The organism is Methylopila sp. 73B (genome assembly GCF_000526315.1).
Classification (GTDB): Bacteria; Pseudomonadota; Alphaproteobacteria; order Rhizobiales; family Methylopilaceae; genus Methylopila.
The window spans coordinates 595,651-619,466 of record NZ_JAFV01000001.1; the positions used below are offsets into that span (position 1 = coordinate 595,651).

General features: G+C 69.2%; 21 protein-coding genes. 4 read left to right on the forward strand and 17 right to left on the reverse strand.

All coding sequences use genetic code 11. The features are described from left to right. Nucleotides 1–16: 16 nt before the first annotated feature. The 5 genes from urtE to K244_RS0102865 form a co-directional block, all read right to left on the reverse strand. The gene (urtE, locus tag K244_RS0102845; RefSeq protein WP_020184732.1) at nucleotides 17–709 is read right to left on the reverse strand and encodes an urea ABC transporter ATP-binding subunit UrtE; all 693 of its coding nucleotides are present in this window, start codon (nucleotides 707–709) and stop codon (nucleotides 17–19) included. A gap of 6 nt (nucleotides 710–715) precedes the next feature. Then, on the reverse strand, nucleotides 716–1,426 hold the full coding sequence (locus K244_RS0102850; protein ID WP_020184733.1) for an ATP-binding cassette domain-containing protein: 711 nt from the start codon (nucleotides 1,424–1,426) through the stop codon (nucleotides 716–718). A 10-nt stretch (nucleotides 1,427–1,436) separates the two neighbouring features. Continuing rightward, the gene (gene urtC / locus K244_RS0102855) at nucleotides 1,437–2,537 is read right to left on the reverse strand and encodes an urea ABC transporter permease subunit UrtC (RefSeq protein WP_020184734.1); all 1,101 of its coding nucleotides are present in this window, start codon (nucleotides 2,535–2,537) and stop codon (nucleotides 1,437–1,439) included. 220 nt (nucleotides 2,538–2,757) lie between these two features. Continuing rightward, on the reverse strand, nucleotides 2,758–4,368 hold the full coding sequence (gene urtB / locus K244_RS0102860) for an urea ABC transporter permease subunit UrtB (protein WP_020184735.1): 1,611 nt from the start codon (nucleotides 4,366–4,368) through the stop codon (nucleotides 2,758–2,760). A 14-nt stretch (nucleotides 4,369–4,382) separates the two neighbouring features. Then, nucleotides 4,383–5,633, reverse strand: coding sequence for a transporter substrate-binding protein (locus K244_RS0102865; RefSeq protein WP_020184736.1), 1,251 nt, complete (start codon nucleotides 5,631–5,633; stop codon nucleotides 4,383–4,385). Nucleotides 5,634–6,008: 375 nt separating this feature from the next. Between K244_RS0102865 and K244_RS0102870 the strand changes: the two genes are divergently transcribed. Further along, a complete protein-coding gene (locus K244_RS0102870; RefSeq protein ID WP_020184737.1) occupies nucleotides 6,009–6,395 on the forward strand; it encodes a transposase in 387 nt (128 codons plus the stop codon). A gap of 23 nt (nucleotides 6,396–6,418) precedes the next feature. On the opposite strand, the gene K244_RS0102875 is transcribed toward K244_RS0102870, so the two are convergent. The 10 genes from K244_RS0102875 to K244_RS0102920 all read right to left on the reverse strand — a co-directional run bounded on the left by K244_RS0102875 (nucleotide 6,419) and on the right by K244_RS0102920 (nucleotide 19,424). Beyond that, nucleotides 6,419–7,093: an ABC transporter ATP-binding protein gene (locus K244_RS0102875; protein ID WP_020184738.1), complete on the reverse strand. Its 675-nt coding sequence runs from the start codon at nucleotides 7,091–7,093 to the stop codon at nucleotides 6,419–6,421. Next, nucleotides 7,090–7,812 carry an ABC transporter ATP-binding protein gene (locus K244_RS0102880; RefSeq protein ID WP_020184739.1) on the reverse strand — a complete coding sequence of 241 codons (723 nt, stop codon included), beginning with the start codon at nucleotides 7,810–7,812 and terminating at the stop codon, nucleotides 7,090–7,092. Before K244_RS0102880 ends, K244_RS0102875 begins: the two co-directional genes overlap by 4 nt. Then, the gene (locus K244_RS0102885) at nucleotides 7,809–8,861 is read right to left on the reverse strand and encodes a branched-chain amino acid ABC transporter permease (RefSeq protein ID WP_020184740.1); all 1,053 of its coding nucleotides are present in this window, start codon (nucleotides 8,859–8,861) and stop codon (nucleotides 7,809–7,811) included. Before K244_RS0102885 ends, K244_RS0102880 begins: the two co-directional genes overlap by 4 nt. Further along, nucleotides 8,858–9,724: a branched-chain amino acid ABC transporter permease gene (locus K244_RS0102890; RefSeq protein ID WP_020184741.1), complete on the reverse strand. Its 867-nt coding sequence runs from the start codon at nucleotides 9,722–9,724 to the stop codon at nucleotides 8,858–8,860. Before K244_RS0102890 ends, K244_RS0102885 begins: the two co-directional genes overlap by 4 nt. A 214-nt stretch (nucleotides 9,725–9,938) precedes the next feature. Next, the gene (locus K244_RS0102895; protein WP_020184742.1) at nucleotides 9,939–11,183 is read right to left on the reverse strand and encodes an ABC transporter substrate-binding protein; all 1,245 of its coding nucleotides are present in this window, start codon (nucleotides 11,181–11,183) and stop codon (nucleotides 9,939–9,941) included. A gap of 225 nt (nucleotides 11,184–11,408) precedes the next feature. Further along, entirely contained in the window at nucleotides 11,409–13,430 is a 2,022-nt protein-coding gene (locus tag K244_RS0102900; RefSeq protein WP_197027137.1) for a hydantoinase B/oxoprolinase family protein, read from the reverse strand. 35 nt (nucleotides 13,431–13,465) lie between these two features. Then, nucleotides 13,466–15,523: a hydantoinase/oxoprolinase family protein gene (locus tag K244_RS0102905; RefSeq protein ID WP_020184744.1), complete on the reverse strand. Its 2,058-nt coding sequence runs from the start codon at nucleotides 15,521–15,523 to the stop codon at nucleotides 13,466–13,468. A 185-nt stretch (nucleotides 15,524–15,708) separates the two neighbouring features. Beyond that, nucleotides 15,709–16,299 carry an ANTAR domain-containing protein gene (locus K244_RS0102910; protein WP_020184745.1) on the reverse strand — a complete coding sequence of 197 codons (591 nt, stop codon included), beginning with the start codon at nucleotides 16,297–16,299 and terminating at the stop codon, nucleotides 15,709–15,711. A 4-nt stretch (nucleotides 16,300–16,303) separates the two neighbouring features. Beyond that, entirely contained in the window at nucleotides 16,304–17,473 is a 1,170-nt protein-coding gene (locus tag K244_RS0102915; protein WP_020184746.1) for a transporter substrate-binding domain-containing protein, read from the reverse strand. A 136-nt stretch (nucleotides 17,474–17,609) separates the two neighbouring features. Then, complete coding sequence (locus K244_RS0102920; RefSeq protein ID WP_245259727.1) at nucleotides 17,610–19,424, reverse strand: EAL domain-containing protein; 1,815 nt, start codon at nucleotides 19,422–19,424, stop codon at nucleotides 17,610–17,612. On the opposite strand from K244_RS0102920, the gene K244_RS24070 reads away from it, so the two are divergent. Then, nucleotides 19,423–19,608 (forward strand): hypothetical protein, encoded by a 186-nt coding sequence (locus K244_RS24070; RefSeq protein ID WP_245259728.1) that lies wholly within the window; start codon nucleotides 19,423–19,425, stop codon nucleotides 19,606–19,608. The two genes, K244_RS0102920 and K244_RS24070, sit on opposite strands and share 2 nt — an antisense overlap. Before the next feature lie 122 nt (nucleotides 19,609–19,730). On the opposite strand, the gene K244_RS0102925 is transcribed toward K244_RS24070, so the two are convergent. Continuing rightward, the gene (locus K244_RS0102925; protein ID WP_020184748.1) at nucleotides 19,731–20,144 is read right to left on the reverse strand and encodes a YbaN family protein; all 414 of its coding nucleotides are present in this window, start codon (nucleotides 20,142–20,144) and stop codon (nucleotides 19,731–19,733) included. 90 nt (nucleotides 20,145–20,234) lie between these two features. Between K244_RS0102925 and K244_RS0102930 the strand changes: the two genes are divergently transcribed. Next, a complete protein-coding gene (locus tag K244_RS0102930; protein ID WP_020184749.1) occupies nucleotides 20,235–20,990 on the forward strand; it encodes a DUF502 domain-containing protein in 756 nt (251 codons plus the stop codon). A gap of 113 nt (nucleotides 20,991–21,103) precedes the next feature. Here the strand turns inward: K244_RS0102930 and recG are convergent, their stop codons facing one another. Further along, complete coding sequence (gene recG, locus K244_RS0102935; protein ID WP_020184750.1) at nucleotides 21,104–23,206, reverse strand: ATP-dependent DNA helicase RecG; 2,103 nt, start codon at nucleotides 23,204–23,206, stop codon at nucleotides 21,104–21,106. Nucleotides 23,207–23,475: 269 nt separating this feature from the next. Here recG and K244_RS0102940 point away from each other — a divergent pair, with 269 nt between their 5' ends. After that, nucleotides 23,476–23,778, forward strand: coding sequence for a succinate dehydrogenase assembly factor 2 (locus K244_RS0102940; RefSeq protein WP_020184751.1), 303 nt, complete (start codon nucleotides 23,476–23,478; stop codon nucleotides 23,776–23,778). Nucleotides 23,779–23,816 lie beyond the last annotated feature (38 nt).

Genomic DNA, 23,816 nt, shown 5'->3' on the forward strand with positions numbered 1-23,816 from the left:
CTCGGATGCTTGAAAATCAGACGGACATGAAGCGGGAGAGCCGCTCGCGGCTCATCGCGGATTGGGGGCCTTCGTCGACGACCTGGCCGCGCGACAGCACGACGAAGCCGTCGGCGACGGCGGCGGCGAAATCGAGATACTGCTCGACCAGCAGGATCGAGAGCGCGCCCTTGAGGCGCTTCAGAACGTCCTCGATGAGCTGGACGATCGAGGGCTGGATGCCCTCGGTCGGCTCGTCGAGGATGAGGAGCTTCGGCTTCGTCGCCAGCGCGCGGGCGAGCGCCAGTTGCTGCTGCTGGCCGCCGGACAAGGCGCCTCCGCGCCGCTCGGCCATTTCGCCCAGCACGGGGAAGAGCGCGACCATCTCGTCGAAGGCGGCCTGCGCCGGTTTGCCGTGGGCGCGGGCGGCGACCAGGACGTTCTCCCGCACCGTGAGCTCGGCGAAGATCTCACGGCCCTGCGGCACATAGGCGACGCCCGCGAGCGAGCGGCGATGGTTCGCGGCGCGCGTCACGTCCAGCCCGTCGAGCGCGATGCGCCCCCGCGTGACCGGCAGCACGCCGGCGAGACACTTGAGGAGCGTCGACTTGCCTGCGCCGTTGCGCCCGAGCACCGCGAGGCACTGGCCCGGCTCCACCTCGAAGGAGACGCCCCGCAACGCCTGTGCGCTGCCGTAATGCTGGTCGAGGCCGGCGACGGTGAGCTTCATGGCCTTCTAGCGCCCCAGATAGACGTCGACGACGGCGGCGTCGGCGCGCGCGCGGGCCATGGAGCCCTCGAACAGCGTGCGGCCCTCGTGCAGCACCGTCACCCGATCCGAGATCCGCTCGACGAAGTCCATGTCGTGCTCGACCACGATGATCGCGCGCTCGGGGCTCCGCAACGCCTTCACCAGCGCCGCGGTGCGCTCGGTCTCCTCGTCTGTGAGGCCAGCCACCGGCTCGTCCAGCATCAGCACCTTAGGCTCGGCGACGACCACCATCGCGATCTCCAGCCACTGCTTCTGGCCATGGGCGAGTTCGCCCGCGAGCCGGTCGGCTTCGGCCGTGAGCCCCACCGTCTCCAGCATCCGGGCCACCTTCTCCGGTCCGTCGGAACCGGGCTTGGCGCCGAGCCCGATCGCGACGTTGTCGCGGACGGTCAGCGCTTCGAACACGCTTGGCTTCTGGAATTTGCGCCGGACGCCGGAGCGGGCGATCTCCGCCTCGCTCGCGCGCGTCAACTCCATGGTCTCGTCGAAAAGCACGCGGCCGGCCTTGGCGCGGCTCACCCCCGAGATCACGTCGAGCAGCGTGGTCTTGCCCGCGCCGTTCGGACCCACGACGCCGCGCACCTCGCCGTAGTCGATCGCGAGCGACAGGTCGTTCAGCGCGCGGAAGCGCCCGAACTCGACGGTGAGCCCCTCGACCAGCACCGCGACGGTCATGGCTTGATGCTCATGGCGTCGCGTCCCTCGGTTCGAGCGCTCGGGCGCGCGAGAGCAGCGTCGGCTTCCATTTGCCAAGGTCGAGCAGCCCGTTCGGGAAGATCAGCGCGACGACGATGACGAGCGCCGCGAGCACGAAGGGCCAGAGCTCCGGCAGGCTCGCCGACAGCGCGAACTTGACCGCGTTGACCAGCACCGCGCCGATGATCGCGCCTGCGAGCCGGCCGCGGCCGCCGATGGCGCACCACACCGCGATCTCGATCGAGAGCTCCGGCGACAGCACCCGCGGGTTGATGATGCCGACCTGGGGCACGTAGAGCAGGCCCGCGAGCGCCGCGAGCACCGCGGACAGGCACCACACCTTGAGCTTCAGCCGCAGCGTCTCGTAGCCGAGCGAGCGCAGCCGCACCTCGTCGTCGCGCGTCGCGACCAGGAGGCGGCCGAACCGGCCGATCATCAGCAGCCGGCACCCGACCAGCGCCGCGAGCAGGGCGAGCACGGAGGCGACTGCGAGGCCCTTCGTCACCGCCGGGTCCTGGATTGGAACCCCGAACACGACCTGGAAGCCGGTCATGCCGTTGTTGCCGCCGAAGCCTGTGTCGTTGCGGAACATCAGCAGCATGGCGACGTAGACCAGCGCCTGCGTGATGATCGCGAAGTAGACCCCGCTGACGCGCGAGCGGAACGAAGCCCAGCCGAACACGAAGGCGACCGCGAAGCTGACGCCCATCGCCGCGGCCAGCGCGACGGGAAAGCTCTCGAGCGGCCCCCACCAGCCGGGCAGCGCCTTCCAGCCCATGAACTGCACGATGTCGGGCGTGACCCCGGTCTCAGCGACCGAGCGCTCCAGGAGGTGCATGCCGACGACGTAGCCGCCGACCGCGAAGAACAGGCCATGGCCCAGGCTCAGGATGCCGGCGTAGCCCCAGATCAGGTCGAGCGCGAGCGCGAGCAGCGCGAAGCAGGCGAGCTGGCCGATGGTGTTGACGCGGTAGCCGGACAGACCGCCCACGACCACAACCGCTGCGGTCGCCGCGAGCGCCAGCGCCACGGCGACGACCATCCGGTCGTCGGCCGCCCGCGCGAGGAGGCTTCGCTTGGGGGCCATCATGGGCGGCCTCCGACGCGCGCGGGCGAGAGGCGCCGTGGGGAGGTTCTGCTTATCCCTCCCCTTGCAAAGGGGAGGGTGGCCTCGCGGCAGCGAGGTCGGGTGGGGATCGTCCCGGATCGGACGCGACGCTGACACAAGGCCCCACCCGACCTCGGCCTTCGGCCGAGGCCACCCTCCCCACGCTGCGCGCAAGGAGGGATCAGGAGCGCCCGACCGGCCCTCACTTGCGGCGTCCCTTCACGGCGTAGAGGCCCTCGGGGCGCCATTGCAGGAAGCCGACGATCATCAGCAGCACGATCACCTTGGCGGCGACTGCGCCGTAGAGCGGCTCGATCAGGACGTTGATCTGGCCGACGCCCAGCGCCGCCACCACAGTGCCGGCGAGCGTGCCGACGCCCCCGAGCACCACGACCATGAAACTGTCGATGACGAAGTTGGAGCCCATCTGCGGGTTCACGTTGTAGATCGGGCAAAGCGCGAGGCCTGCGAGGCCGGCGAGCCCGGAGCCGAGGCCGAAGGCCATCATGTCGACCCGCCGCGTCGGCACGCCGATGCAGCCCGCCATGGCGCGGTTTTGGGTCACGGCGCGGATGTTGAGGCCGAGCCGCGTGCGCTTCAGCACGGCCCAGGTGGCGACCAGCGTGACGCCCGCGAAGACGATCGCGAACAGCCGGTTCCAGGTGACGATGAAGTCGCCGACGAGCAGCTTGCCGCCGGCCAGCCAGCTCGGCGTGACGAACTGCAGGTTCTGCGTGCCGACGCCGACCCGCACGAGGTTCACGATCAGCAAGCTGACCGCCCAGGTCGCGAGCAGCGTCATCAGCGGCCGGGTGTAGAGCCGCCGCACAAGCGTCGCCTCCAGCGCCACCCCGACCGCGGCGACCACGAGGAACACGACCGGGATCGCGAGGATCAGGTACCACTCGAGCAGGCCGGGGGCGACGGCCCGCAAGGCCTCCTGCACGGCGTAGGTGACGTAGGCGCCGAGCATGATGAACTCGCCCTGGGCGAGGTTGATGACGCCCATGAGCCCGAAGATGATGGCGAGGCCGACCGCCGCCATGAACAGGATCGAGGCGAAGGACAGCCCGTTGTAGAGCGTGTTGGCGACCGACGAGACGCGCAGCCAGCGGTCGATCGAAGTGAGGCCGGCGTCGACCGCCGCGGCGAACGCGGCCTCCTTCCCGTAGGCCGGATCTCTTTTGAGCGCCGCGATCTGCGTCTCGGCGCGCCGGCTCGGCTGGGCGGCGATGCGCTCGATCGCGGCGATCCGCTTGGCGACGTCGGGCGAATTGAGCAGCGCGCTCTGGCCGACGCCGAGGATCTGCTCCTTCAGGCCTGCGTCCGGCTCGCGGGCGGCGGCGGTCTCGAACAGGTCTGGTGGAAGGCTCGCGGCGCGGCGTTCGAGGGCGCGCAGCGCGGCCGCCCGTTCGCCGGCCGTCGCGCCCGCGAACAGGGTCGCCGCGGCGCGGGCGGTCTCGACCAAGGGGCGGTTCTTGAGACTGAGCACCGGCGCGGGGCCGTCCGCCGGGGCGGCCTTGGCGAGCGTGGCCGCGTCGACGGAGCCGGAGGGACTTTCGATCGTCGAGGCGCCGGCCCCGCACCGGATCGTCTTGTCGAGCAGGGCGCCGGTCAGCGTCGCCGCCCAGGCGGCGTCTTCGGAGGTCGCGGAGGCGGCGCCGGCGGTGAGGGTCGCCGCCGCTTCGCTCAGGCCCGCCGCGCCGAAGCACGCCTGGGCTGCGATCTGCGCCCGGTCGTAGGCGAGGGCGGGGGAGCCCCACGCCGCGGCGAACGCCAGAAGCAGCAGACCGAGACGCCGGCCCATGCGCATGCGGACGGCCTCGCTCAGCCGAACGGGCTCATCGGCACGGGCTTCGGCGTGTCCTTGGACTGCCACAGCACGTCGAAGCCCTGCGCCTCGTTGACCGAGCCGATGAAGACGCCGCGCGAGACGTAGTTGTTCTCGGCCGTCATCGCGATCTTGTAGCCCGAGGGGCAGTCGAAGCTGAGCCCTGCGAAGGCCTTGCGCACCTCCGGCACGTCGAACGAGCCCGCCTTCTTGGCGGCCATCGCCCAGAGGTGGACGGCGTCGTAGGTCGAGACCATCGGGTCGATGGCGACGTCGGCTGAGAAGGGCACCTTCTCCTTGGCGACGAAGTCCTTCCAGCCGGACAGGAACTTGACGTTGGCCTCGCCCTTCGCCTGCTGGAGGTAGGCCCAGCAGTTGAGGTGCCCGACGAGCTTCTTGGTGTCGAGGCCTTCGAGGTCGGCCTCCACCATGTCGAGGCCGAGGATCGGCACGTCGGTCGCGGTGATGCCCTGGTTCGCGAACTCGCGCAGGAAGTCCGGGATCGAGGAGCCGACCACCGTCAGCACCACGACGCACTTGCCGCCCGGAGCGTCGGCGAAGGCGCGAACCTGGTTCACCAGCGTCTGGAAGTTCGAGAAGGAGAACGGGACGTACTCCTCCTTCCAGGCGCTCTCCTCGATGCCCTTGGACTTCCAGTAGCCCTTGAGCTGCTTGTTGATGGTGCGCGGCCAGACGTAGTCCGAGCCGATCATGAAGAAGCGCTTGGCCTCCACGCCGTCCGGGCTCATGAGGTAGTCGACGGCGGGCAGCACGGAACTCGCCGGCGGCGAGTTCACGTAGACGACGTTCTTGGAGTTCTCGTCGCCCTCGAAGTGGAGCGGGTAGAACAGCAGGCCGTCGTTCTGCTCGACGACCGGCAGCACGGTCTTGCGGGACACGCTGGTCCAGCAGCCGAACAGCGCGGCGACCTTGGTCTCCGTCAGCATCTGGCGGCCGACCTGCGCGTAGAGCGGCCAGTCGGAGGCGGGGTCCGACGCCACGACCTCGACCGTCTTGCCGTTCACGCCGCCGGCGGCGTTGATCTCGGCGGCCGCCATCTTGGCCACGTAGTTCAGCCGACCCTCGAGGTTCGCCATCGTGCCGGAGGAGGAGAAAAGGCAGCCGAGCTTGACGGTGTCGGCGGCGTTGGCGGAGCGGATGAACGCGGGGGCGCCGAGCGGCAGCGCCGCGCCCGCGGCGACCGCGCCGGAGGTCTGGAGGAAGGTGCGGCGGGTGAAGATGCTCATCGGACGGGCCTCGCGACGACGGGATGGATCCGGTCGCCGTGGATTTGGCGATGTCCGGCAACCAGCGACAAGATCAAATAAAAACGGTCTTCGCCGCGGAATTGAGCATCGGCGGGGTCGCCCGCGGCCGATGTCAAAAGTGACATAAGACGGCGGGGCAGGACCTGCTGGGCGTCCGCGGCTCCCGCTCCGGCGACGTCTCATTTCTCTGAGGTTGCGTACTGCGGGAATGGATCTCGAAAGGCGCCGCGCTCATGCGATCCGGGATTGCGCGGCGCGGGCTGCAGGATCATGCTGCCTCTCAGTTGAGCAGGCCCAAGGGCTGCGCATGACCATCGCCGCCGCCCTGAGACGCCGGAACGGAGGCTAGAGACCATGAGCCGTTCGCGTTTGACCGACGAAGAGATCGCGGGACTGTTGCAGGAGGTCGAGAACGGCGCTCCGCTCGAGGCCGTCTGCGAGAGCGCCCACGTCTCGGTCCGCACGTTCTATCGCTGGAAGCAGAAGTTTGCGGGCCTTGCGCCCGCGGGGGTGCGGCAGTTGAGGGCGCTCAGCCTGGAGAATCAGGAGCTGCGACGGTTGCTGGCGCAGAAGTCCGCGATCATCGGCGGCCCCCGCGACGCCGACCTGCGCACGCGCGGACCGGCCGCGCCGGGCGCCCGGCAGGCCAACCTGGGAGCCCGTGAGATGCATGGCCTCGGGCTCGGCCGCTTCGCGACCGTCAGGGTGTCCGCGATCGGCTCCGCCAAGACCGCACGCTGACGACCGTCCGCTTGGCCGCGTGGTCAGGCCGTCGTCGCGATCTCGGGCGTCGCGGCGGCGGAAAGCCGCCCCTTCTCCATGTGCAGCACGCGATCGGCGAGATCGCCCATGAACTTGACGTTTTGCTCGACGAGCAGGATCGACAGGCCCAGCGACCTGCGAAGCCGCAGGAGCGTCTCCACGATCTCGTCGCGGATCGACGGCTGAATGCCCTCGGTCGGCTCGTCCAGCAAGATCAGCGACGGCCGCCCGCACAGGCAGCGGGCGAGCGCGAGGATCTGCTGCTCGCCGCCCGAGAGCACACCGCCGGCGCGGTCAAGGATCGACGTCAGGCGCGGAAACCGCTCGATCATGTCGTCGACGATCTCGAGCGGCTGGGCGGCGGCGCGGGCGGCGTACTCCATGTTCTCCCGCGCCGTCAGCGCGGGGAAGATCTGCCGCCCCTGGGGCACGTAGCCGAGGCCGCGCCTGGCCCGGCGGAACGGCGGCTCGCGCGCGACGTCGACGCCCTCGAACACGATCGAGCCCCGGGTCGCGGGGATCGCGCCGCTCAGCGCCTTGAGCAGCGTGCTCTTGCCCATGCCGTTGTGGCCGAGCACGCCGAGGATCTCGCCCTTGTCGACGCTGAGGGCGACCTCGCGGAGAATGCCGATCTGGCCGTAGCCGGCGGCGAGGTTGGAGACGGTCAGCAGGCTCATGCCGCGTCCTTTCCGAGGTAGACGTCGCGCACGCGGGCGTCGGCCAGCACCTCGGCCGCCGGCCCCTGCGCCAGCACGCGGCCCTGGTTGAACACCGTCACCGTGCGGGCGATGCGGCGGATGAAGGTCATGTCGTGCTCGACCACAATGACCGAGCTTGAGCGCGCGAGCTCCACGATTAGGTCGCCCAGCCGGTCGACCTCGGCGCCGGTCATGCCCGCCGCCGGCTCGTCGAGCAGGATCAGGTCCGGCTTCTGGGCGATCACCATGGCGAGCTCGACGAGCTGGCGCTGACCGTGCGCAAGCCGGCCGACGACGTGGCCGGCGAGGCGGGACACGCCCATGCGCTCCAACGCTTCCTCAGCGCGCCTCTTCGACAATGTCGGCGGCAGCACGGCGTCAGTCGCGACGCGGACGCTCGCCATCGCCGTCAGCCCGTCGAACAGGCTCGGCACTTGCGTCTTCACGCCCACGCCGAGCCGGGCGATGCGCGAGGCGGGCAGGCCCGCGATGCTGCGGCCGCGCAGCCGCACGTCGCCGGCGGTGGGCTTCAGCTGGCCGCAGAGCATCTTGAAGAAGGTGCTCTTACCGGCGCCGTTTGGGCCGACGAGGCAGTGCAGTTCGCCTTCGCCAAGCGTGAAGTCAACGTCGGCGACGGCGGTCACGCCGCCGAAGCGCATCACGAGGCTCTCCGCCTCGAGCAGGGGAGCGCCGGTCATGGCCGCTCCTCCGCCGGCTGGCCAAGCTCCGCCGCGCCGCGCCCCCGCGTCTTTGCAAGCAGGCGCTCTCCGAGCGTGAGCGCTGTGGGCAGGAGACCCTGCCGCAGACCGAGCACGCAGAGCGTCAGCACGACGCCCATGACCAGGTTGGGGTCGAGGACGGCGAAGCCCGGCCCCGCGTCGAGCGAGCCGAGCCAGGTTGAAAGCGCCATCAGCAGGAAACAGCCGATCACGGGGCCTGCGAAGGTGCCGAGCCCGCCGACGATCACCCAGATGATCACCTGCCCGTTAGTCTGCAGGCTGAACATGTTGGGGCTGACGAAGACGCTGTTGGCGAACAGCACGCCGCCGGCGCCCGCGATCGCGCCGCCGAGGGTGAAGATCCCGAGCTTGTAGCGGCGGGTGTCGTAGCCGAGCAGCTCGGCGCGGCTTTCGTTTTCGCGGATCGCTATCACCGCCCGGCCGAAGCGGGTCGCCATCGCAAGTTTGCAGATGACGTAGCAGGCGAGCAGCGCGCCGACGGCGAGCATGTAGATCTGCTCCGGCAGGAAGGGCTCGTCGGGATGGCCCGGCGGCGCGAGGATTGGGGTGGAGGGGATGCCGTTGAAGCCGCCGAGAGGGGCCGCGCCGATCGTCCATTCCTCGCCCGCGGTCTGGTTGATGAAGCGGTAGAGGATCAGCGACACGGTGAGGGTGATCACGCCGAGGTAGACGTCCGAGATCCGGCCCCAGAACATGAAGTAGCCGAGCAGGGCCGCGAAGCCGGCCGCCGCCGCGACGGCGATCACGGCCGCGAGCGGCGTGCTTTCGAGGTTGAGGCCGGCGACCGCGTAGACGTAGCCGGCGAGGCCGAAGAACGCGGCCTGCCCGAAGCTGAGGATGCCGGCGTAGCCCCAGATGAGCGCAAGCGAGAGCGCGAGGATCGCGTAGCTCGCGTAGATCGAGCCGTTGATCATGGTCGTCAGCTCGCCCCCGGCGGGAACGGCCACGAGGGCGTAGAGGGCGGCGGCTGCGACGAGCAGCCAGCCGAGGGCGTCGCGAAGGGTCACAGCGACCTCCGGAAGAAGCGGCCGGTGATCCCCTGCGGCAGCACGCGCAGGAGAAGGACGGCGGCCGCGAGCAGCGCGACCTCGCCGAGCACCGGCGTCATGACGAAGGAGAAGGCGGTGTTGACCGAGCCCAGCAGCGCCGAGGCGCTGAGCGCGCCCGTCAGGATCGCGGTCCCGCCGGAGATCACGGTGATGAAGGCCTTGGCAATGTAGACCGCGCCGATGGACGGCGCGACGCCCGTGATCGGCGCGATCAGCGCCCCCGCGAGCCCCGAGATGGCGGCGCCCGTGACGAAGGTTGTGGCGTAGACCTTGGCGGGGTCGACGCCGAGCTCCGCCGCCATGTCGCGGTTCTGCATGGCGCCGCGGGCGATCAGCCCGACCGCGGTCCGCCGCAGCACGTACCATCCGCCGAGGAAGAGCAGCGCGGTCACGCCGGTGGTGAGCAGTTCATAGAGGCCGATGGCGTAGCCGCCGATCGGGACGCTGCCGAGCGGCGGCGAGATGCCGGAGACGCGGTTGCCGAAGATTACCGTCACGACGCCGACCAGCGCCAGGCTGACGCCCCAGGTCGCCAGCATGGTGTCGATCATCCGCCCGTAGAGCCGCCGGATGACGAGGCGTTCCAGCACCGCGCCGATGAGGCCGACCGTGACTGGCGCCGCCACGAAGATCGCGAGCCAGAGATTGAGGCCGGCCTGGTGCGAGACCAGCGCCGCGTAGCCGCCGAGCATCAGGAACTCGCCATGGGCCATGTTGATGATCCGCATCATGCCGAAGATCACCGCGAGCCCCGCGCTGATGAGCGCGAGGTTGGCGATGGTCACGACGAGCTGCAGGAGGACGATGAGCGCATAGTCCATGGTGTGTCTTCGGCTAGAGCGGGGAGCTTCGACGCAAGTGAGAGGGGCGAGCGACGTTACCCTCGTGCGTGCTTCGAGACGCCTCGCTGTTCGCGAGGCTCCTCAGCATGAGAAGAGGGGAGGGGCCTCTCCATCACCAAAGGGTCCTCATGCTGAGGAGGCCCGTAGGGCCGTCTCGAAGCACGCAGACGGTCGCGGCCGCCCCAGCCTCGCCTCAGCTCTTCACGTCGATGACGAACTGCTTGGTCTCGGTCGGGTTCGCCGCGAGATCACAGACGGCGGCGGTGTCGGCCGGCGGCTGCTGCGGGAAGCTCTCCAGCACGTGGTAGGCGCGGTCCCGCACCTCAGCGATGTAGGTGTCCAGCGTGTCGTGATGGGTCCTGGGATCAATCGTGGTCTTGCCCGCGGGTCCCGTGAACGACAGGCCGCTCTCGAGCGCGAGGATGACCTTGTCACGGTCCACGCTGCCGGCCTCGGCGGCCGCCGCGGCCCAGAGGTTGACCGCGTGGTAGGTCATCGCCGAGGCCTCGGTCACCGCGTCCGCCTTTTCGCCGAAGCGGGCCGTGTACTTCTTCAGGAAAGCTTCGTTTTCCGGCGTCTTGAGGCCGTCGAAGTAGGCGTAGGACACCACGATGCCGTTGTGCTCGTCGGGCGAGGTCAGGACCTGCTCGTTGCCGATGCCGAAGGTGGTCGAAGCCATCGGGATCTTGTCCTTCATGCCGGCCGCGACCCACTGGCGGTAGAACGAGTTGTGCGCCGCGCCGACGAGCACGGACATGATCATGTCGGGCTTGGCCGCCTGGATCTTGCGGATCGTCGGGCCGAAGTCGTTGACGTCGAGCGGGAAGAAGTCCGCCTGCGCGACCTCGCCGCCGTTCTCGGAGGCGAACTTGCGGATCCACTTGGTGGTGATCTGGCCGTAGTTGTAATCGGCCGCCAGCACGTAGATCGTCTTCGCGTTGAAGCGCTTCATCACGAAGGGCGTGAACTTCTGAAGCGTCTGCGCGGGCGTCGAACCCATGCAGAACACGTTGCGGTCGCAGACGCCTCCCTCGTAGAGCATGTTGTAGAAATAGGGCGTGCGGAACCGGCGGAGCGTCGGGCGCATCGCTTCCCGGGAGGCGGAGATGATCCCGCCGAACACCACCGAGGCCTTCTGCTTCGTGGCCGCTTCAGTCGCGTACTGGGTGTAGAGCTGCATGTTCGACTGCGGGTCGTAATTCTTCAGCGCGATCGGGCGGCCCAGCACGCCGCCCGCCGCGTTGATCTCCTCGACCGCCAGGGTCAGGCTGTTGATCATCGGCCGGCCGTAGATGTCGATGCCGCCCGAGGCGTCGTGGATGCCGGCCACCTGGATCGGCTCGGCGGCCGAGGCGAGACGGAGATAGGCGGGTCCGAAGCCCAGCGCCGCTCCCGCGGCGCCGGTCTTGAGAAGCGTCCTGCGGCTGAGATGCGTCATCGTGGATCGGTCCCCTGAGGCCGTTCGTCGGTGGATGGTGCGGCGGCGCTCGCTTTCGCTTGCGCCGCCGATGGTTTGCCTCCGGTCGACGGTAGCCGCCGACCCTCGTCATCGAACAGATAAGGTCAATTTTGAGATATTTGAATATGCTAATTTATGCAAGGTGGCCGTTGGCGCGCGCCTGCGCCTGTACGGTGGTCGTACAGGGCCGCCGCGGCGGCCTCGTCAGGCCACCTTGAGGGAGACCGTGGCGTCCTGGCCGGGTTGCATGCGCTGGCTCCAGTACGGGGAGGCGCGGCGCTTCAGCATGGCCCGGAACTGCTGGGTGGTTTTCTCGAGCAGCTCGCCCGAGCCCCAGTTCACGATCACGCCGTACTGGCGGATGAGGTCGAGCGTGCCGAGCTCCCCCGCCCGGTACTTCGCGGCGATCGCCCCGGCGTCCTCGTCCAGCCACTTCGCGCGGTTGGCGCGGATGTAGGCGCGCTTGGCGAGCGTGCCCTCGCGGTCGACGACGTATTCGGCGAGGTCGGCGTCGACCTCCTTGACCACGACGCCGTAGTCGATCGCGGCCCGCTCGATCGAGACGTAGCCGTCGGCCACATCCTCGCAGACGAGCTGCGGCTCGCGCTCCAGCGGGTCGCCGAGGCCGCCGCCGCCGGCCGACGGGCGGCTGACGACGTCGCCCGGCGACAGCGACTCGTTCGAAAACATCGAGCCGAGATAGCGCTCGTTCTCGAGCCCCTCGTTCACCCACACGCCGTGCGGGATCGAGGGCAGCCCGCCCCACAGCCCCCAGGTGATGGAGCGTTCGCGGTCGCAGCAGTAGGAGACGACGGTGCGGTCGACCTTGGTGAGGATGACGCCCTTGTCGACGCCCATGCCGCCGCGGGATTCGCCGGGGCCGCCGCTGTCGACGCGCAGTTCGTGGCAAGTGGTGAGCACCGGCGCGAGCCGCTCCTGGCCCTCGAAGGGCTGGGTGCCGAGCTGTACGCCGAACACCGGGCCGGTCGCCGCCCAGCCGTCGCGGCCGTTGCGGGCGCCCCAGCCGCCGACCATCCAGTCGTACCACATGAAGTACTTGTGGCCGCCGGAGGCGTCCCGCTTGTCCTGGCCGCCGATCAGCAGGTAGTCGAGGTTGAAGGTGCAGGCCATCGCCCGCTCCGGCATCACCTCGGCCCAGAGCTCGAAGATCGAGTTCATGATCTTCTCGAACGGACCCGAGCAGAAGCCCGCGACCGGCGTCGGCCAGGCGGCGTTCACGACCGACCCCTCCGGCCCGAGATCCACGGTGACGACCCGGTAGAAGCCGGAGTTCAGCGGGATCTCCGGGAACTGCATCTTCGTGCCGGCGACGATCGCGGCGAAGGAGCCGCCGAAGCAGGCGTTGAGGAAGCAGCGGATGCTGGTCGGGTGCGACTTCGACAGGTCGTAATGGACGGTGTCGTCCTTGATCGTCATCCGCACGCGGATCGGGATCAGGCCTTCGCCGACGCCCGGGTCGAGGTCGATGTAGTCCTCGGTCTCCCAGACGCCGTCCGGCAGCGCCGACACGCGCTGGCGGGTCAGCGTCTCGACGTAGTCCTGCACCGCGCCGAAGGAGGTCTTGATGACGTCGAGGCCGTACTTCTCGATCAGGCGGCAGACCTCCTGCTCGGCGACCTTCGTCGCCTCGGCCTGGGCCTCCATGTCGCCGATGATGTCGGCCGGCGCGCGGGTGTTGGAGGCGATCAGGTTGCAGACGTCGTGCAGGCACTGGCCCTTGCTCCACACCCGGACGGGCGTGATGCGCAGCCCTTCGGCCATGTGGTCGATGGCGTTGACGTTGAACGACCCCGGCGTCGCCCCGCCGACGTCCGCCCAGTGGCCGTTCGCCTGGGCGAAGCCGAGCAGCTCGCCCCGGTAGAACATCGGCCGCACGATGCGGGTGTCGTTGAAGTGTGTGCCGCCCTGGTAGACGTCGTTCACGACGAACACGTCGCCGGGATGGATGTCGCCCTTGAAGGCGTTGATCACGGCCTTGGCGGTGTAGTGCAGCGTGCCGACGTGGGCCGCGATGTCGCCCGAGCCCTGCATGATCGTGTCGCCATTGGCGTCGCAGAGCGCGGAGGAGAAGTCGCGGGACCAGATCACGAAGGAGTAGCAGGTGCGGAAGATCTGCTCCGCCATTTGGTCGACGATGTTGACGTAGGCGTTCTTGAGGACCTCGAAGGTGACCGGGTCGAGGCCGTGGTCCATGTTAGCGGACATGGTTCAGCTCCTTAGGATGTGAGGGCCGGGGCCGGTCAGGCCAGCGGGATGCGCATGACGAGGGTGAGGGAGCGGTCGACTTCCGCCGTGACGCCGGGCGGCACGATCACCGTCGAGTCGAGCTGGTCGATCACCGCGGGGCCGGCGACCTTCATCCCGGACTGGAGCGCCGCGCGGTCGTAGACGGGCGCGTCGATCGTTTCCGGCAACTCGTCGAAGCGGACGCGACGGGTCCCGACGGGCGTCGCTTCGGCGTCGACGGGGTCGAAGTCGGCGAACTTCGCCTTCGAGGTGACGCCGGTCGCGATCACGCTGACGCGGTAGATCTCGACGGGTGCCCCGGGGCGCGAGTAGTTGTGCTCGCGGCCGTGCTCCTCGTGGAAGTAGGCGATCGACTCGTCGAGCGAAACGACGGGCGAGGCGATGTTGATCGACAGCGCGCGCCACTGGCCGTGGTAGCGCATGTCGATCTTGCGCTGGAACACCATGTTCTCCGGCGTCACGCCCTCGGTGACGAGCCGCTCGCGACCTTCGATCTCCAGCTCGCGGGAGGTCGTCTCGAGGTCGGCGACGTTCACCTCCTCGGCCTTCGCGAGGTACATCCGGGAGATGTCGTGCTGGATGTCGACCAGTAGGCAGCCGAGCGCCGAGGTGACGCCGGGGTTCGGCGGCACCAGAACGACGGGGATCGCCAGATCCTTGGCGAGCGCGGCGCCGTGGAGAGGCCCCGCGCCGCCGAAGGCCACCAGCGCGAAGTCGCGCGGGTCGTAGCCGCGCCGGATCGAGAGCAGCCGGACGGCGTCCGCCATGTTGGCGTTCGCGACCTTCAGGATCGCGAGCGCGGCCTCCTCGACCGACATGCCGAGCGGCTCGGCGACGCCCTTGCGGATCGCCTCCGTGGCGAGACCCTTCTCGAGCGAGACCTTGCCGCCGGCGAGCCGGTCGCTGAGGCGGCCGAGCACGACGTTGGCGTCGCAGTTCGTCGGGTTCTCGCCGCCGCGGCCGTAGCAGGCGGGTCCGGGCGTGGAGCCGGCCGACTGCGGGCCGTTGCGCAGCGAGTTGGCGGCGTCCATCCAGGCCAGCGAGCCGCCGCCGGCGCCGATCGTCAGCACCTCGATCGAGGGGAAGCAGATCGGGTAGCCGTACTCGACGAACCACTCCTTGGTGACGTTGATCTCGCCGTTGTCGCACAGCGAGACGTCGGTGGAGGTGCCGCCCATGTCGAGGCCGATCGAGTTCCTGAACCCGGCCTGCTCGGCGACGAAGCGGCTGGCGATCGCACCCGCCGCGATGCCGGAGGCGGAGAGGCGCGCCGCGTAGCGCTCGGCCATCTTCGCGGTCATGACGCCGCCGCCGGAGTGCAGCAGCAGCACGTCCTCCTTGTAGCCGCCGGCCTTCATGCGGCTCTCGAGACGGCTGGCGTACTGGCCGACGACCGGCGCCAGCACCGCGTTCGCGACCGTGGTCGAGAAGCGCTCGTGCTCGAAGATCTCCGGCATGATGTCGCTGGAGATCGAGATCGTCGCGTCGGGAATCGCCTCGGCCAGGATGTCGCGCATCCGCTGCTCGTTGGCCGGGTTGATAAAGGAGTTCGCGAAGCAGACCGCGATGGTCTTGACGCCGCGCTTCTTGATCACGCGGGCGAGCTCGGCGGCCTCCGCTTCGTCGAGCGGCGCGACGATCGCGCCGGAGTAGTCGGTGCGCTCGGTCACCACGAGGCGGTCGCGGCGCCGGATGTAGGGCTTCGCCATCTCCTTGTAGGTGTCCCAGAGGTCGTCGCGGTTGCCGCGGCGGATCTCGATGGTGTCGCGGAAGCCCTTGGTGGTGACCATCACGGCCGGCGGAAAGCGGCGGGTGATCAGGGCGTTGGTGGCGAGCGTGGTGCCGTGCTTGAACAGCAGCAGGTCGTTCAGGTTCACGCCGCCGGCGTCGATGCCGGCCAACACGCCGTCGATCGGGTCGGGGGTGGTCGGCACCTTCGCCACATGCATCAGGCCGGTGGCCTCGCTCAGCACGCAGATGTCGGTGAACGTGCCGCCCACGTCGCAGGCGACGCGGACCCTGCGGTCTTCGACGTCAATCGCTTGAGTCATCTCTGGCTCCTCATGGCGGGCCGCGGGCGCCGGGCGCTCCGCAGGCCGTGAAAACGAAAAAAGCCGCCGCCAGCGGTGATGCTGGCGACGGCTCCCTTGGCCGGTGTCCGCTGGCGACGATCTCTGGCGCGCGCGGACTTATGTGGACGTGGCGTTTCCGGTCGGCGCGCTCTGCGCCGGACGGGTCAGAAACCCACGAATTCCTCAGCGTTGATGATCGTCTCGCAGACGATATCCATTGTAATTCGCGCAGTCATTGCGCGAGCGCGTATGGTCTCATACGCCTCTTGTTCAGATAACCCCTTCCGGGACATCAGTATTTGCTTCGCTTTTTCAAGCTTTCTGAAGCCCTCTAATCGTGCCTCAAGCTTGCGAACTCTGTCAAGAAGGATTTTCTCTTTAGAGGAAATTGTGTGGGCGATGACGATGCTGGTCAGGAGACCGAAGGCGCGGATCGGCTTCGTCACGATTGCGGCGGCGCCGGCGCGGGCGACCGCCTCGATCACCGCCGGGCTTTCGAACTCCACGATCGCGACCAATGTCACCCGCGCGTCGCGCTCGGCCAGCGCCTTCAGCAGGACGTGGGTGAAGCCGTCCTGCCGGAACAGCATGAACACGATGTCGGCGTCCGAGGGGATCGCGTCCCGCGGCGGCCACACGGCCTCGACGTTGCAGCCGATGCGGCGGATCTGGTCGACCAGTTCGTCGCGCTCGCGGTCCTTCGGGTGGTAGACCACCACGCGGACGTTTCGAAGGTCGCGGAGGGCCTTCAGCATCCGGTCAGCCCCCCGCTACGCGGGCGGTGACGAGGTTCGGCGCGTGGTCCCAGTCCGCTAGGCTGTGGTGGATCAGGTACGGGTCGGGCTTGATCGCCTGCGCGCTCTGCTCGAGCACCTTGAACTGGCCATCCGCCTCCACGCGCCCGATCCGCGGCCAGAGGTAGGAGTGCCCGTTCTCGGCGTCGATCCGGATCTCGCCCTGCGGCGCAAGAAAGCTGGTCTCGCCGAGCGCCGACCGGACGTTCCCGGGTTCGACGGACCGGGCGCGCCCGACGGCGTCGAGCGTCATGCGCGTCACGCTGTAGGCGGTTTCGGCCATCGCGTTCAGGCGCTCGTGCACTCCGAAGCGGGACTGGTAGGCCCGCACGAAGCGGCGGTTTTCGGGGCTGTCGATCGACTGGAAGTAGGTCGCGCCGGTGAGGTGGCCGACGGCGAGGCCTGCCGGCATCGACGCGATCTCGGCCTCGGTGACGGTCAGGCTCGCGATCGTCAGCGTGTCGGTCAGGCCGGCTTCGGCGCAGAGCTCGTAGAAGCGCACGGCGGCTTCGCCGACGACGGTGCAGAACACGACGTCCGGCTTCTTCTTCTTGATGTCCTGGACGATCTGGTCGAGCTCCCGGCGGGAGGCGTCGAGCGGCACGTAGCGCTCGGCCAGCGTCTGGCCCTTCTGCTCCGCGACCAGGGTCATCATCACCCGGTTGGATTCGACCGGGAAGGTGTAGCGGGTGCCGACGAGGTAGAAGCTCCTGCCGGCGTTGAGGATCAGGTGCCGCGCCAGCAGCAGGATATGCTGGTTCGGCACCGCTCCGCCGTAGATCACGTTCGGCGAGTATTCGAAGCCCTCGTAGGGCGCGGCGTAGGCCAGCACCGCGCCGCGTCGCTCGACGATCGGCACCACCGCCTGACGCGTGTTGGTCATGTAGCAGCCGACGAGCAGGCCGGCGCCGTCCTCGTCCAGCATGCGCTCGGCGAGGCTCGCGAACCGCGCCGGGTCGGACTGGGCGTCGTAGGTCACGGGAACAACCTCGCGGCCTGCCACCCCCCCGGCGGCGTTGATCTCTTCGATCGCGAGCAGCGTCGCGTTGAGCTGGGTGCGCTCGAGATAGGCCGTTGGCCCGGTCGCCGAGTACAGCGCCCCGACGATCAACGGCTTGGTGGTGTCGAACGCCATGCTCTTCCGCCTCAAGCACAAAAAAAAGGAGCTCCCGCCGGGCAGAACCGGCGGGAGCTCCCTTTGCTCCTGAGCCGACGCTAGGCGCCGCGCCGCGCGTCGTCAACGCGAAAGTTGGCGGGAGCGGCGCTCGCCGTCAGCGACGCGGCGGCGCCCGGCGGGCGGGCGCGGCGTTCGTATGCGCGCTCGCCCACCGCAGCGCTTCGTTGCGCGGCATCGGACGGGCGATGAGGTAGCCCTGAAACGCCTTGCATCCCAGGTCCTGCATGGTCTCGAGGTCGTCCTGTTGCTCGATGCCTTCGGCCACCACCTCGAAGCCGAGCGGCCCCGCGAGGCTGAGGATCGCCAGCACCAGACTGCGGTTCTCGGCGGACCGGGAGACGCCCTCGACGAAGATGCGGTCGATCTTCACCCGGTCCACCCGCAGCCGCCGAAGCGCTCCAAGCGAGGAGTAACCCACGCCGAAGTCGTCGATCGCCACGCTGACGCCGGCCTCCGACAGGGCGGCGAGCTTGCCGCGCACGGCCTGAATGTCGAGGGCGGTCTCCTCCGTGATCTCGATCTCGAGCATCGCGGGCGGAACGCCGCGCGCCTTCAGGTCCTTCAGCACCAGTTCGTCCACGGCGATCTGCGACATCTCGCGGGGCGAGACGTTCATCGCGACGCGGGCGTCGCTGAGGCCGATCTCGCGCATGGCGAGGATGGCGACGCAGATGTCGCTCAGGATGAAGCGCAGCAGCTGCTCGCCGAAGCCTGCGAGCGAGGCCGAGGCGATCAGGTCCGGGGGCGCGATCCAGCCGTGCCGCGGGTGGCGCCAGCGCGCGAGCGCTTCGAAGCCGCCGAAGCGCGCGCCCCCGTCGATCATCACCGGCTGATACCAGACCTCGAGGCCGCCCTCCGCCAGCGCCTTTCCGAGGTCGCGCTCGATGTCGCGGCGCATCGCGAGATGGTGCGCGAGCTCCGCGTCGAACACGTAACACCGGTTTCGGCCGGCGAGCTTCGCCGCATAGAGCGCGGCGTCGGCCGAGATCAGCATCTCGTCGATCGCCGGCGCCGTCGACACGTGAACCCCGATGCTGACGCCGATGCGGCCCGCGTCGAAGGCCGCGAAGGGGATCGTGATGGCGGCGATCAGCTCGTGCGCGAGCAGCGTCGGGTTGACGTCGACGAGGCCCATTTCGAACAGCACGGCGAACTCGTCGCCGCCGAGGCGCGCCACCGCGAAGGAGTTGGGCAGCGACAATTGCAGCCGACGCGCGACCTCGATGAGCACGTTGTCGCCGGCCTTGTGGCCGTAGGTGTCGTTGACGGCCTTGAAGCCGTCGAGATCGAGCAACAGCAGGCTCATCGGCGACTGCGCGATCGCCGCCCGCCGTTCCGCCTCCTCCAGGAAGCCGCTGCGGTTGAGCAGGCCGGTCAGCGCGTCGCGCGAGGCGCGACGGGTCATCTCCTCGGCGATCTCGGTCGCCGCCTCGTGCGCGCCTTCGAGCGACCTCGCGAGAAAGGTCGCCTCGTTCTTCAGCCGGCTGGTCTCTCGCATGAGGCCTTCGCCTTCCCGGCAGGCCCGTATGAGGGCCGCGAGATAGAGAACGACGGTCGCGCCGAGGCACACGCGATCGAAGCCGCCCGCGTAGAACAGGCAACCCGCCGCCGACAGAAGCGGCGGCGTGATGAAGGCGATCGGGATGCGCGCGTAGGCGAAACCGTGCGTGACGGCGCCCGCGGTGATCCCGCACACGACGATCAGGTAGAACAGCGTCTGGGGCGAGGTGTAGCCGGCGCACAACGTCGGGATGAACGCCCAGACGAGACCGGACAACAGCGCGGCCGCCGAGTGCAGCTGCAAGCGTCGATCGACGGCCCTCGGATCCGTCGTCTCCGGCAGTCGGCAGAGCATCATGCGGACGCTGTTGGGAACGCAGGACGCAGCGAACCAAATCAGACCGGCCATGGCCTCGCCGGAGTTCCAGGCCACCAAAAAGGACGCGATTCCCAACGCCACGTTGACGGGTATCGACAGAAGCACGCTGCGCCTGACGGCAGCTAGCTGGTCGGACCGGATCAAGTGCGAGAGGGTGGTCGCGGCGCCCTTCGCGCCGCGCGATAAAGGTCGTCCCGCACCGACCATGCGATGATCCTCAACGGCGAGAGCCGGGACCGTCGGCCCACGACTCATTCGTCAGGACCATCCTGCGCTCGAGTTAATAGCCCCGCAACGCCGCGGAAAGAACACTATGTCGTCGTGGCGAAAGGGAAATCACCTTTCGCCCGCGCGAGGCCGGGACGGGCGCGTGCCGATGTAGATCGCTCCCGCCGCGATGAGCGCCAGACTCGATACGATCGCGATCGGCGGCGCGCCGGATACGCTCACGAGCACGACCGAAAGCCCCATGCCAGCGAAGGCGAAAAGCTTGGCCCTGAGGGGAATCGCGCGGTCGCGGCGCCAGGCCACTACGGTTGGGCCGAGTTTGGGATGCGCCAGCAGCCAGGCTTCGAGACGCGGCGAGCCGCGCGCGAAACATCCCGCTGCGAGGATGAGGAAGACCGTTCCGGGCATCACCGGGAGGATGAGCCCTGCGACCCCAAGTCCCAGCAAGGCGAATCCGAGCGCGAGCCAGAGGACGCGCGCCGAGCGGCTTCCTGCCGTCGCTCCTCCCTCGTTTCGCCCCATCGTCGCTCCACATGCTATGAGACTGTTTGTGCGTTGCGAAAGCGCCGGCCGCAAGCCGGAGCGCGCGCGGATCACGGAGCGCCTGAGCGCATGAAGGAAAAGCTCGACGCGACGCTCGCCGCACTGGCCGAGCCGCAACCGGCGCCGAAGCCGAAGGGGGCGGCGCGCATTCGCACCTACTTCTTGACCGGACTGGTGGTGGCCGGGCCGGTGGCGATCACGATCTGGATCACGCTCTGGCTGATCGGCCTGATCGACGGCTGGGTGAAGCCGCTGATTCCGCCGGCCTGGAACCCCGACAGCTACCTGCCGGTGGCGGTGCCCGGCTTCGGCGTGCTGGCGGCGTTCCTCGGGCTCACGATCCTCGGCTTCCTGACCGCAAATCTTGTCGGGCGCACCGTGGTGCAGTCGGGCGAGCAGGTGCTGAACCGCATGCCGGTGGTGCGCTCGCTCTACAAGGGCGTGAAGCAGATCTTCGAGACCGTGTTCAAGCAGGACGGCACGAGCTTCCGCCGCGTTGGCCTGATCGAATGGCCGGGGCCGGGGATGTGGTCGCTGTGCTTCATCACCGAGCCCGCGCGCGGCGCGCTGGCGGAGGGGCTTCCGGGTCCGGAGCACCTCTGCCTGTTTGTGCCCTGCACCCCGAATCCGACCACCGGCTACCTCGTCATGATGGAGGCCTCGAAGGTGACCGAGATCGACGTCTCCACCGACGACGCCTTCAAGCTCATCATGTCCATGGGCATCATCCAGCCGAACGGCGCGCCGCCGCCCGAGCCGCCGATGATCGCGCCGAACCTGCCGGGCGGGGAGAAACCCGAGATCGCGGCGCCCGCGGCGGGCTGAGCGTCATCCCGGACGGCGGCGCCAGCCGCCGAGCCGGGATCGTGGCCCGGAAGGGCGCTTCATTCGGCTGACGATCCCGGATCGGCCTTCGGCCGTCCGGGATGACGTCCAGCTCATCCCGCCCGGAGCAACCGCACCGCGGCGTCGCGCTCGAACAGGTGGAGCAGCAGCCGCAGCGCGGCGCCGCGTTCGGACGTCAGGTTCGGATCCCTCGCCAGCACCAGCCCTGCGTCGTCGTGGGCGATGCGGACCAGCTCCGCATGACGCTCCATGCGGGCGAAGCGGAACACGGCCATGCCGGACTGCCGCGCGCCCAGCACCTCGCCTTCGCCGCGCAGCTCCAAATCCTTCTCCGCGATGACGAAGCCGTCGTCGGTGTCGCGCAGCGTCTCCAGGCGGGACTTCGCGGTCTCGCCGAGCGGTCCCTTCCAGAGCAGCAGACAGGTCGAGCGCTCGGCGCCGCGCCCGACGCGGCCGCGGAGCTGGTGGAGCTGCGCGAGGCCGAAGCGCTCGGCGTGCTCGATCACCATGATCGTCGCCTCCGGCACGTTGACGCCGACCTCGATCACCGTGGTCGCAACCAGGATCGAGGCGCGGCCCTCGACGAAGGCTGCGACGGCGGCGTCCTTCTCCGCGCCCTTCATCTTGCCGTGCACGAGGCCCACCCGGCCGGGGAAGAACTCCGCGAGGCTCGCGAAGCGGTCTTCCACGGCGGCGACGTCCAGCGTCTCGGATTGCTCGACCAGCGGGCACACCCAGTAGACCCGCGCGCCCTTGTCGATGGCCCGGCCAATCGCGCCGATGGTCTCGTCCAGCCGGTCGAGGCTGACGAGACGCGTGTCGATCGGCGTCCGTCCCGGCGGCTTCTCGTCGAGCGCGGAGTGGTCCATGTCGCCGAAGGTGGTAAGCACCAGCGTCCGTGGGATCGGCGTCGCGGTCATCACCAGCACGTCGACGGCGTTGCCCTTGGAGGCGAGCGCCAGCCGCTGACGGACGCCGAACTTGTGCTGCTCGTCGACGATCGCGAGCGCGAGATCGTGGAACGCGACCTCGTCCTGGAACAGCGCATGGGTGCCGACCAGGAGATCGATCTCGCCCGCGGCGAGGCGTTCGAGCAGCGCCGCCCGCTCGCGGCCCTTCTCGCGCCCCGTCAACAGCGCCACCGTCATGCCGCCGGCGGCCGCCAGGGGCTCTAGCGTCGCCAGGTGCTGGCGCGCGAGGATTTCGGTGGGCGCCATCAGCGCGGCCTGCCGACCGGCCTCGACGGCGGCCGCCGCCGCAAGCAGCGCCACCACCGTCTTCCCCGACCCGACGTCGCCCTGCAGCAGCCGCAGCATGCGCATGGGGGCGGCGAGGTCCGCGCGAATGGCGTCGAGCGCGCGGGCCTGCGCGCCGGTCAGCTCGAAGGGCAGGGCGGCGGTGATCGTCGCCGCGATCCGGCCGTCGCCGGTGGTGGCCCGGCCGCTCGCCCGCTTCATGTGCGCGCGCACCATCTGCAGCGCGAGCTGGTTGGCGAAGACCTCGTCGTAAGCGAGGCGCGTCAGCGCCGGCCCGTCCGCGGAGACGTCGCCGGGGGTCGTCGGGCGATGAAGGGCGTTCAGGCTGGCGGTGAGGCTTGCGAAGCCGCGGCGTGTGAGGAAGGCCGCGTCCTGCCACTCGGGCAGCGCCGGGAGCCTGTCGAAGGCCGCGCGGGCGATGCGGGCGACGAGGTTGTGGTTGAGCCCCTCGACCAGCGGGTAAGTGGGCTCCACCGGCGGCAGCTTGGCGAGGCCTTCGGCGTCGAGCACATGGGCGGGGTGCACCATCTGCACCATTCCGTCGAACAGCTCGGGATTGCCGGACACCCAGCGGGTTTCGCCGAGGGGCAGCAAGCGCTCGATGTACGCTTCTTGCGCCTTGAAGAACACGAGCGTCATGGCGCCGGTCGCGTCCGCCACCACCACGCGGTGGGGCGCGCGAGGGGAACGTCCCGGTTGGTGGCGCTCGACCACAACCTCGACGGTCGCAATCTCGCCGGGGATGAGCTCCGCGATCGTGGGCCGCGCCCGGCGATCGATCGCGCCGGTCGGCGCATGGAACAGGGCGTCCACCACGCGCGGCGCTCCGCCGCCGGCCGAGCTTCCAAGCAGGCGCGTCAGCGCCTTCGCCACCTTCGGCCCGACGCCGGGCAGCGAGGTCACGTCGGCGAACAGGGGGTCGAGCCGGGAATCGCGCATGCGGTTTCAGGGAAAGCCGAGCCCGGCGGGGAAGGCAAGGGACAGCGGCGCCGTCATCCCGGCCGAAGCGAAGCGCAGAGCCGGGATCGTCCCGTCATTGGGGGCAAAAGCTCCGCGGTTGCGTTCTTCTGACGACGATCCCGGATCGGCCTAAGGCCGTCCGGGATGCCGGCGGCCGTTCTCAAAGCTGACATGCGGCGCCGTGGCTGCTAGGACCTCGGCCGCGCGGACATATATCGAACGATCGTCCAGCAACCCGCGAGGCCGCGATGACAGGCACGACACGCACCGGAGAGGGTCTCGACCCGCGCCGCCGCCGTGCGCTCTACCGCTCCTGGCGGCGGGGCACGCGTGAGATGGACCTGCTGATGGGCCGGTTCGCAGACGCCGAGATCGACCTGCTCACCGACGATGAGCTCGATGTCTACGAGGAGCTGATCGAGGTTCCGGACCGTGACCTGTTCGCATGGATTTCGAGCAACGAAGCTGTTCCTAAAAACTACGACACGACCGTCTACCGCCGCCTGCTGGCGTTTCACCAGGCCTTCCCGACGACCGAGCACATTGGGTGACGGCCGCTCCCTTGTCCCGGCCCCGAGCCGGGACCCAG

Coding starts and splice junctions, on each gene's coding strand:
- urtE (WP_020184732.1), bottom strand. CDS start 709: ATGAAGCTCACCGTCGCCGGCCTCGACCAGCATTACGGCAGCGCACAG.
- K244_RS0102850 (WP_020184733.1), bottom strand. CDS start 1,426: ATGACCGTCGCGGTGCTGGTCGAGGGGCTCACCGTCGAGTTCGGGCGC.
- urtC (WP_020184734.1), bottom strand. CDS start 2,537: ATGATGGCCCCCAAGCGAAGCCTCCTCGCGCGGGCGGCCGACGACCGG.
- urtB (WP_020184735.1), bottom strand. CDS start 4,368: ATGCGCATGGGCCGGCGTCTCGGTCTGCTGCTTCTGGCGTTCGCCGCG.
- K244_RS0102865 (WP_020184736.1), bottom strand. CDS start 5,633: ATGAGCATCTTCACCCGCCGCACCTTCCTCCAGACCTCCGGCGCGGTC.
- K244_RS0102870 (WP_020184737.1), top strand. CDS start 6,009: ATGAGCCGTTCGCGTTTGACCGACGAAGAGATCGCGGGACTGTTGCAG.
- K244_RS0102875 (WP_020184738.1), bottom strand. CDS start 7,093: ATGAGCCTGCTGACCGTCTCCAACCTCGCCGCCGGCTACGGCCAGATC.
- K244_RS0102880 (WP_020184739.1), bottom strand. CDS start 7,812: ATGACCGGCGCTCCCCTGCTCGAGGCGGAGAGCCTCGTGATGCGCTTC.
- K244_RS0102890 (WP_020184741.1), bottom strand. CDS start 9,724: ATGGACTATGCGCTCATCGTCCTCCTGCAGCTCGTCGTGACCATCGCC.
- K244_RS0102895 (WP_020184742.1), bottom strand. CDS start 11,183: ATGACGCATCTCAGCCGCAGGACGCTTCTCAAGACCGGCGCCGCGGGA.
- K244_RS0102900 (WP_197027137.1), bottom strand. CDS start 13,430: ATGTCCGCTAACATGGACCACGGCCTCGACCCGGTCACCTTCGAGGTC.
- K244_RS0102905 (WP_020184744.1), bottom strand. CDS start 15,523: ATGACTCAAGCGATTGACGTCGAAGACCGCAGGGTCCGCGTCGCCTGC.
- K244_RS0102910 (WP_020184745.1), bottom strand. CDS start 16,299: ATGCTGAAGGCCCTCCGCGACCTTCGAAACGTCCGCGTGGTGGTCTAC.
- K244_RS0102915 (WP_020184746.1), bottom strand. CDS start 17,473: ATGGCGTTCGACACCACCAAGCCGTTGATCGTCGGGGCGCTGTACTCG.
- K244_RS24070 (WP_245259728.1), top strand. CDS start 19,423: ATGGCCTCGCCGGAGTTCCAGGCCACCAAAAAGGACGCGATTCCCAAC.
- K244_RS0102920 (WP_245259727.1), bottom strand. CDS start 19,424: ATGGCCGGTCTGATTTGGTTCGCTGCGTCCTGCGTTCCCAACAGCGTC.
- K244_RS0102925 (WP_020184748.1), bottom strand. CDS start 20,144: ATGGGGCGAAACGAGGGAGGAGCGACGGCAGGAAGCCGCTCGGCGCGC.
- K244_RS0102930 (WP_020184749.1), top strand. CDS start 20,235: ATGAAGGAAAAGCTCGACGCGACGCTCGCCGCACTGGCCGAGCCGCAA.
- recG (WP_020184750.1), bottom strand. CDS start 23,206: ATGCGCGATTCCCGGCTCGACCCCCTGTTCGCCGACGTGACCTCGCTG.
- K244_RS0102940 (WP_020184751.1), top strand. CDS start 23,476: ATGACAGGCACGACACGCACCGGAGAGGGTCTCGACCCGCGCCGCCGC.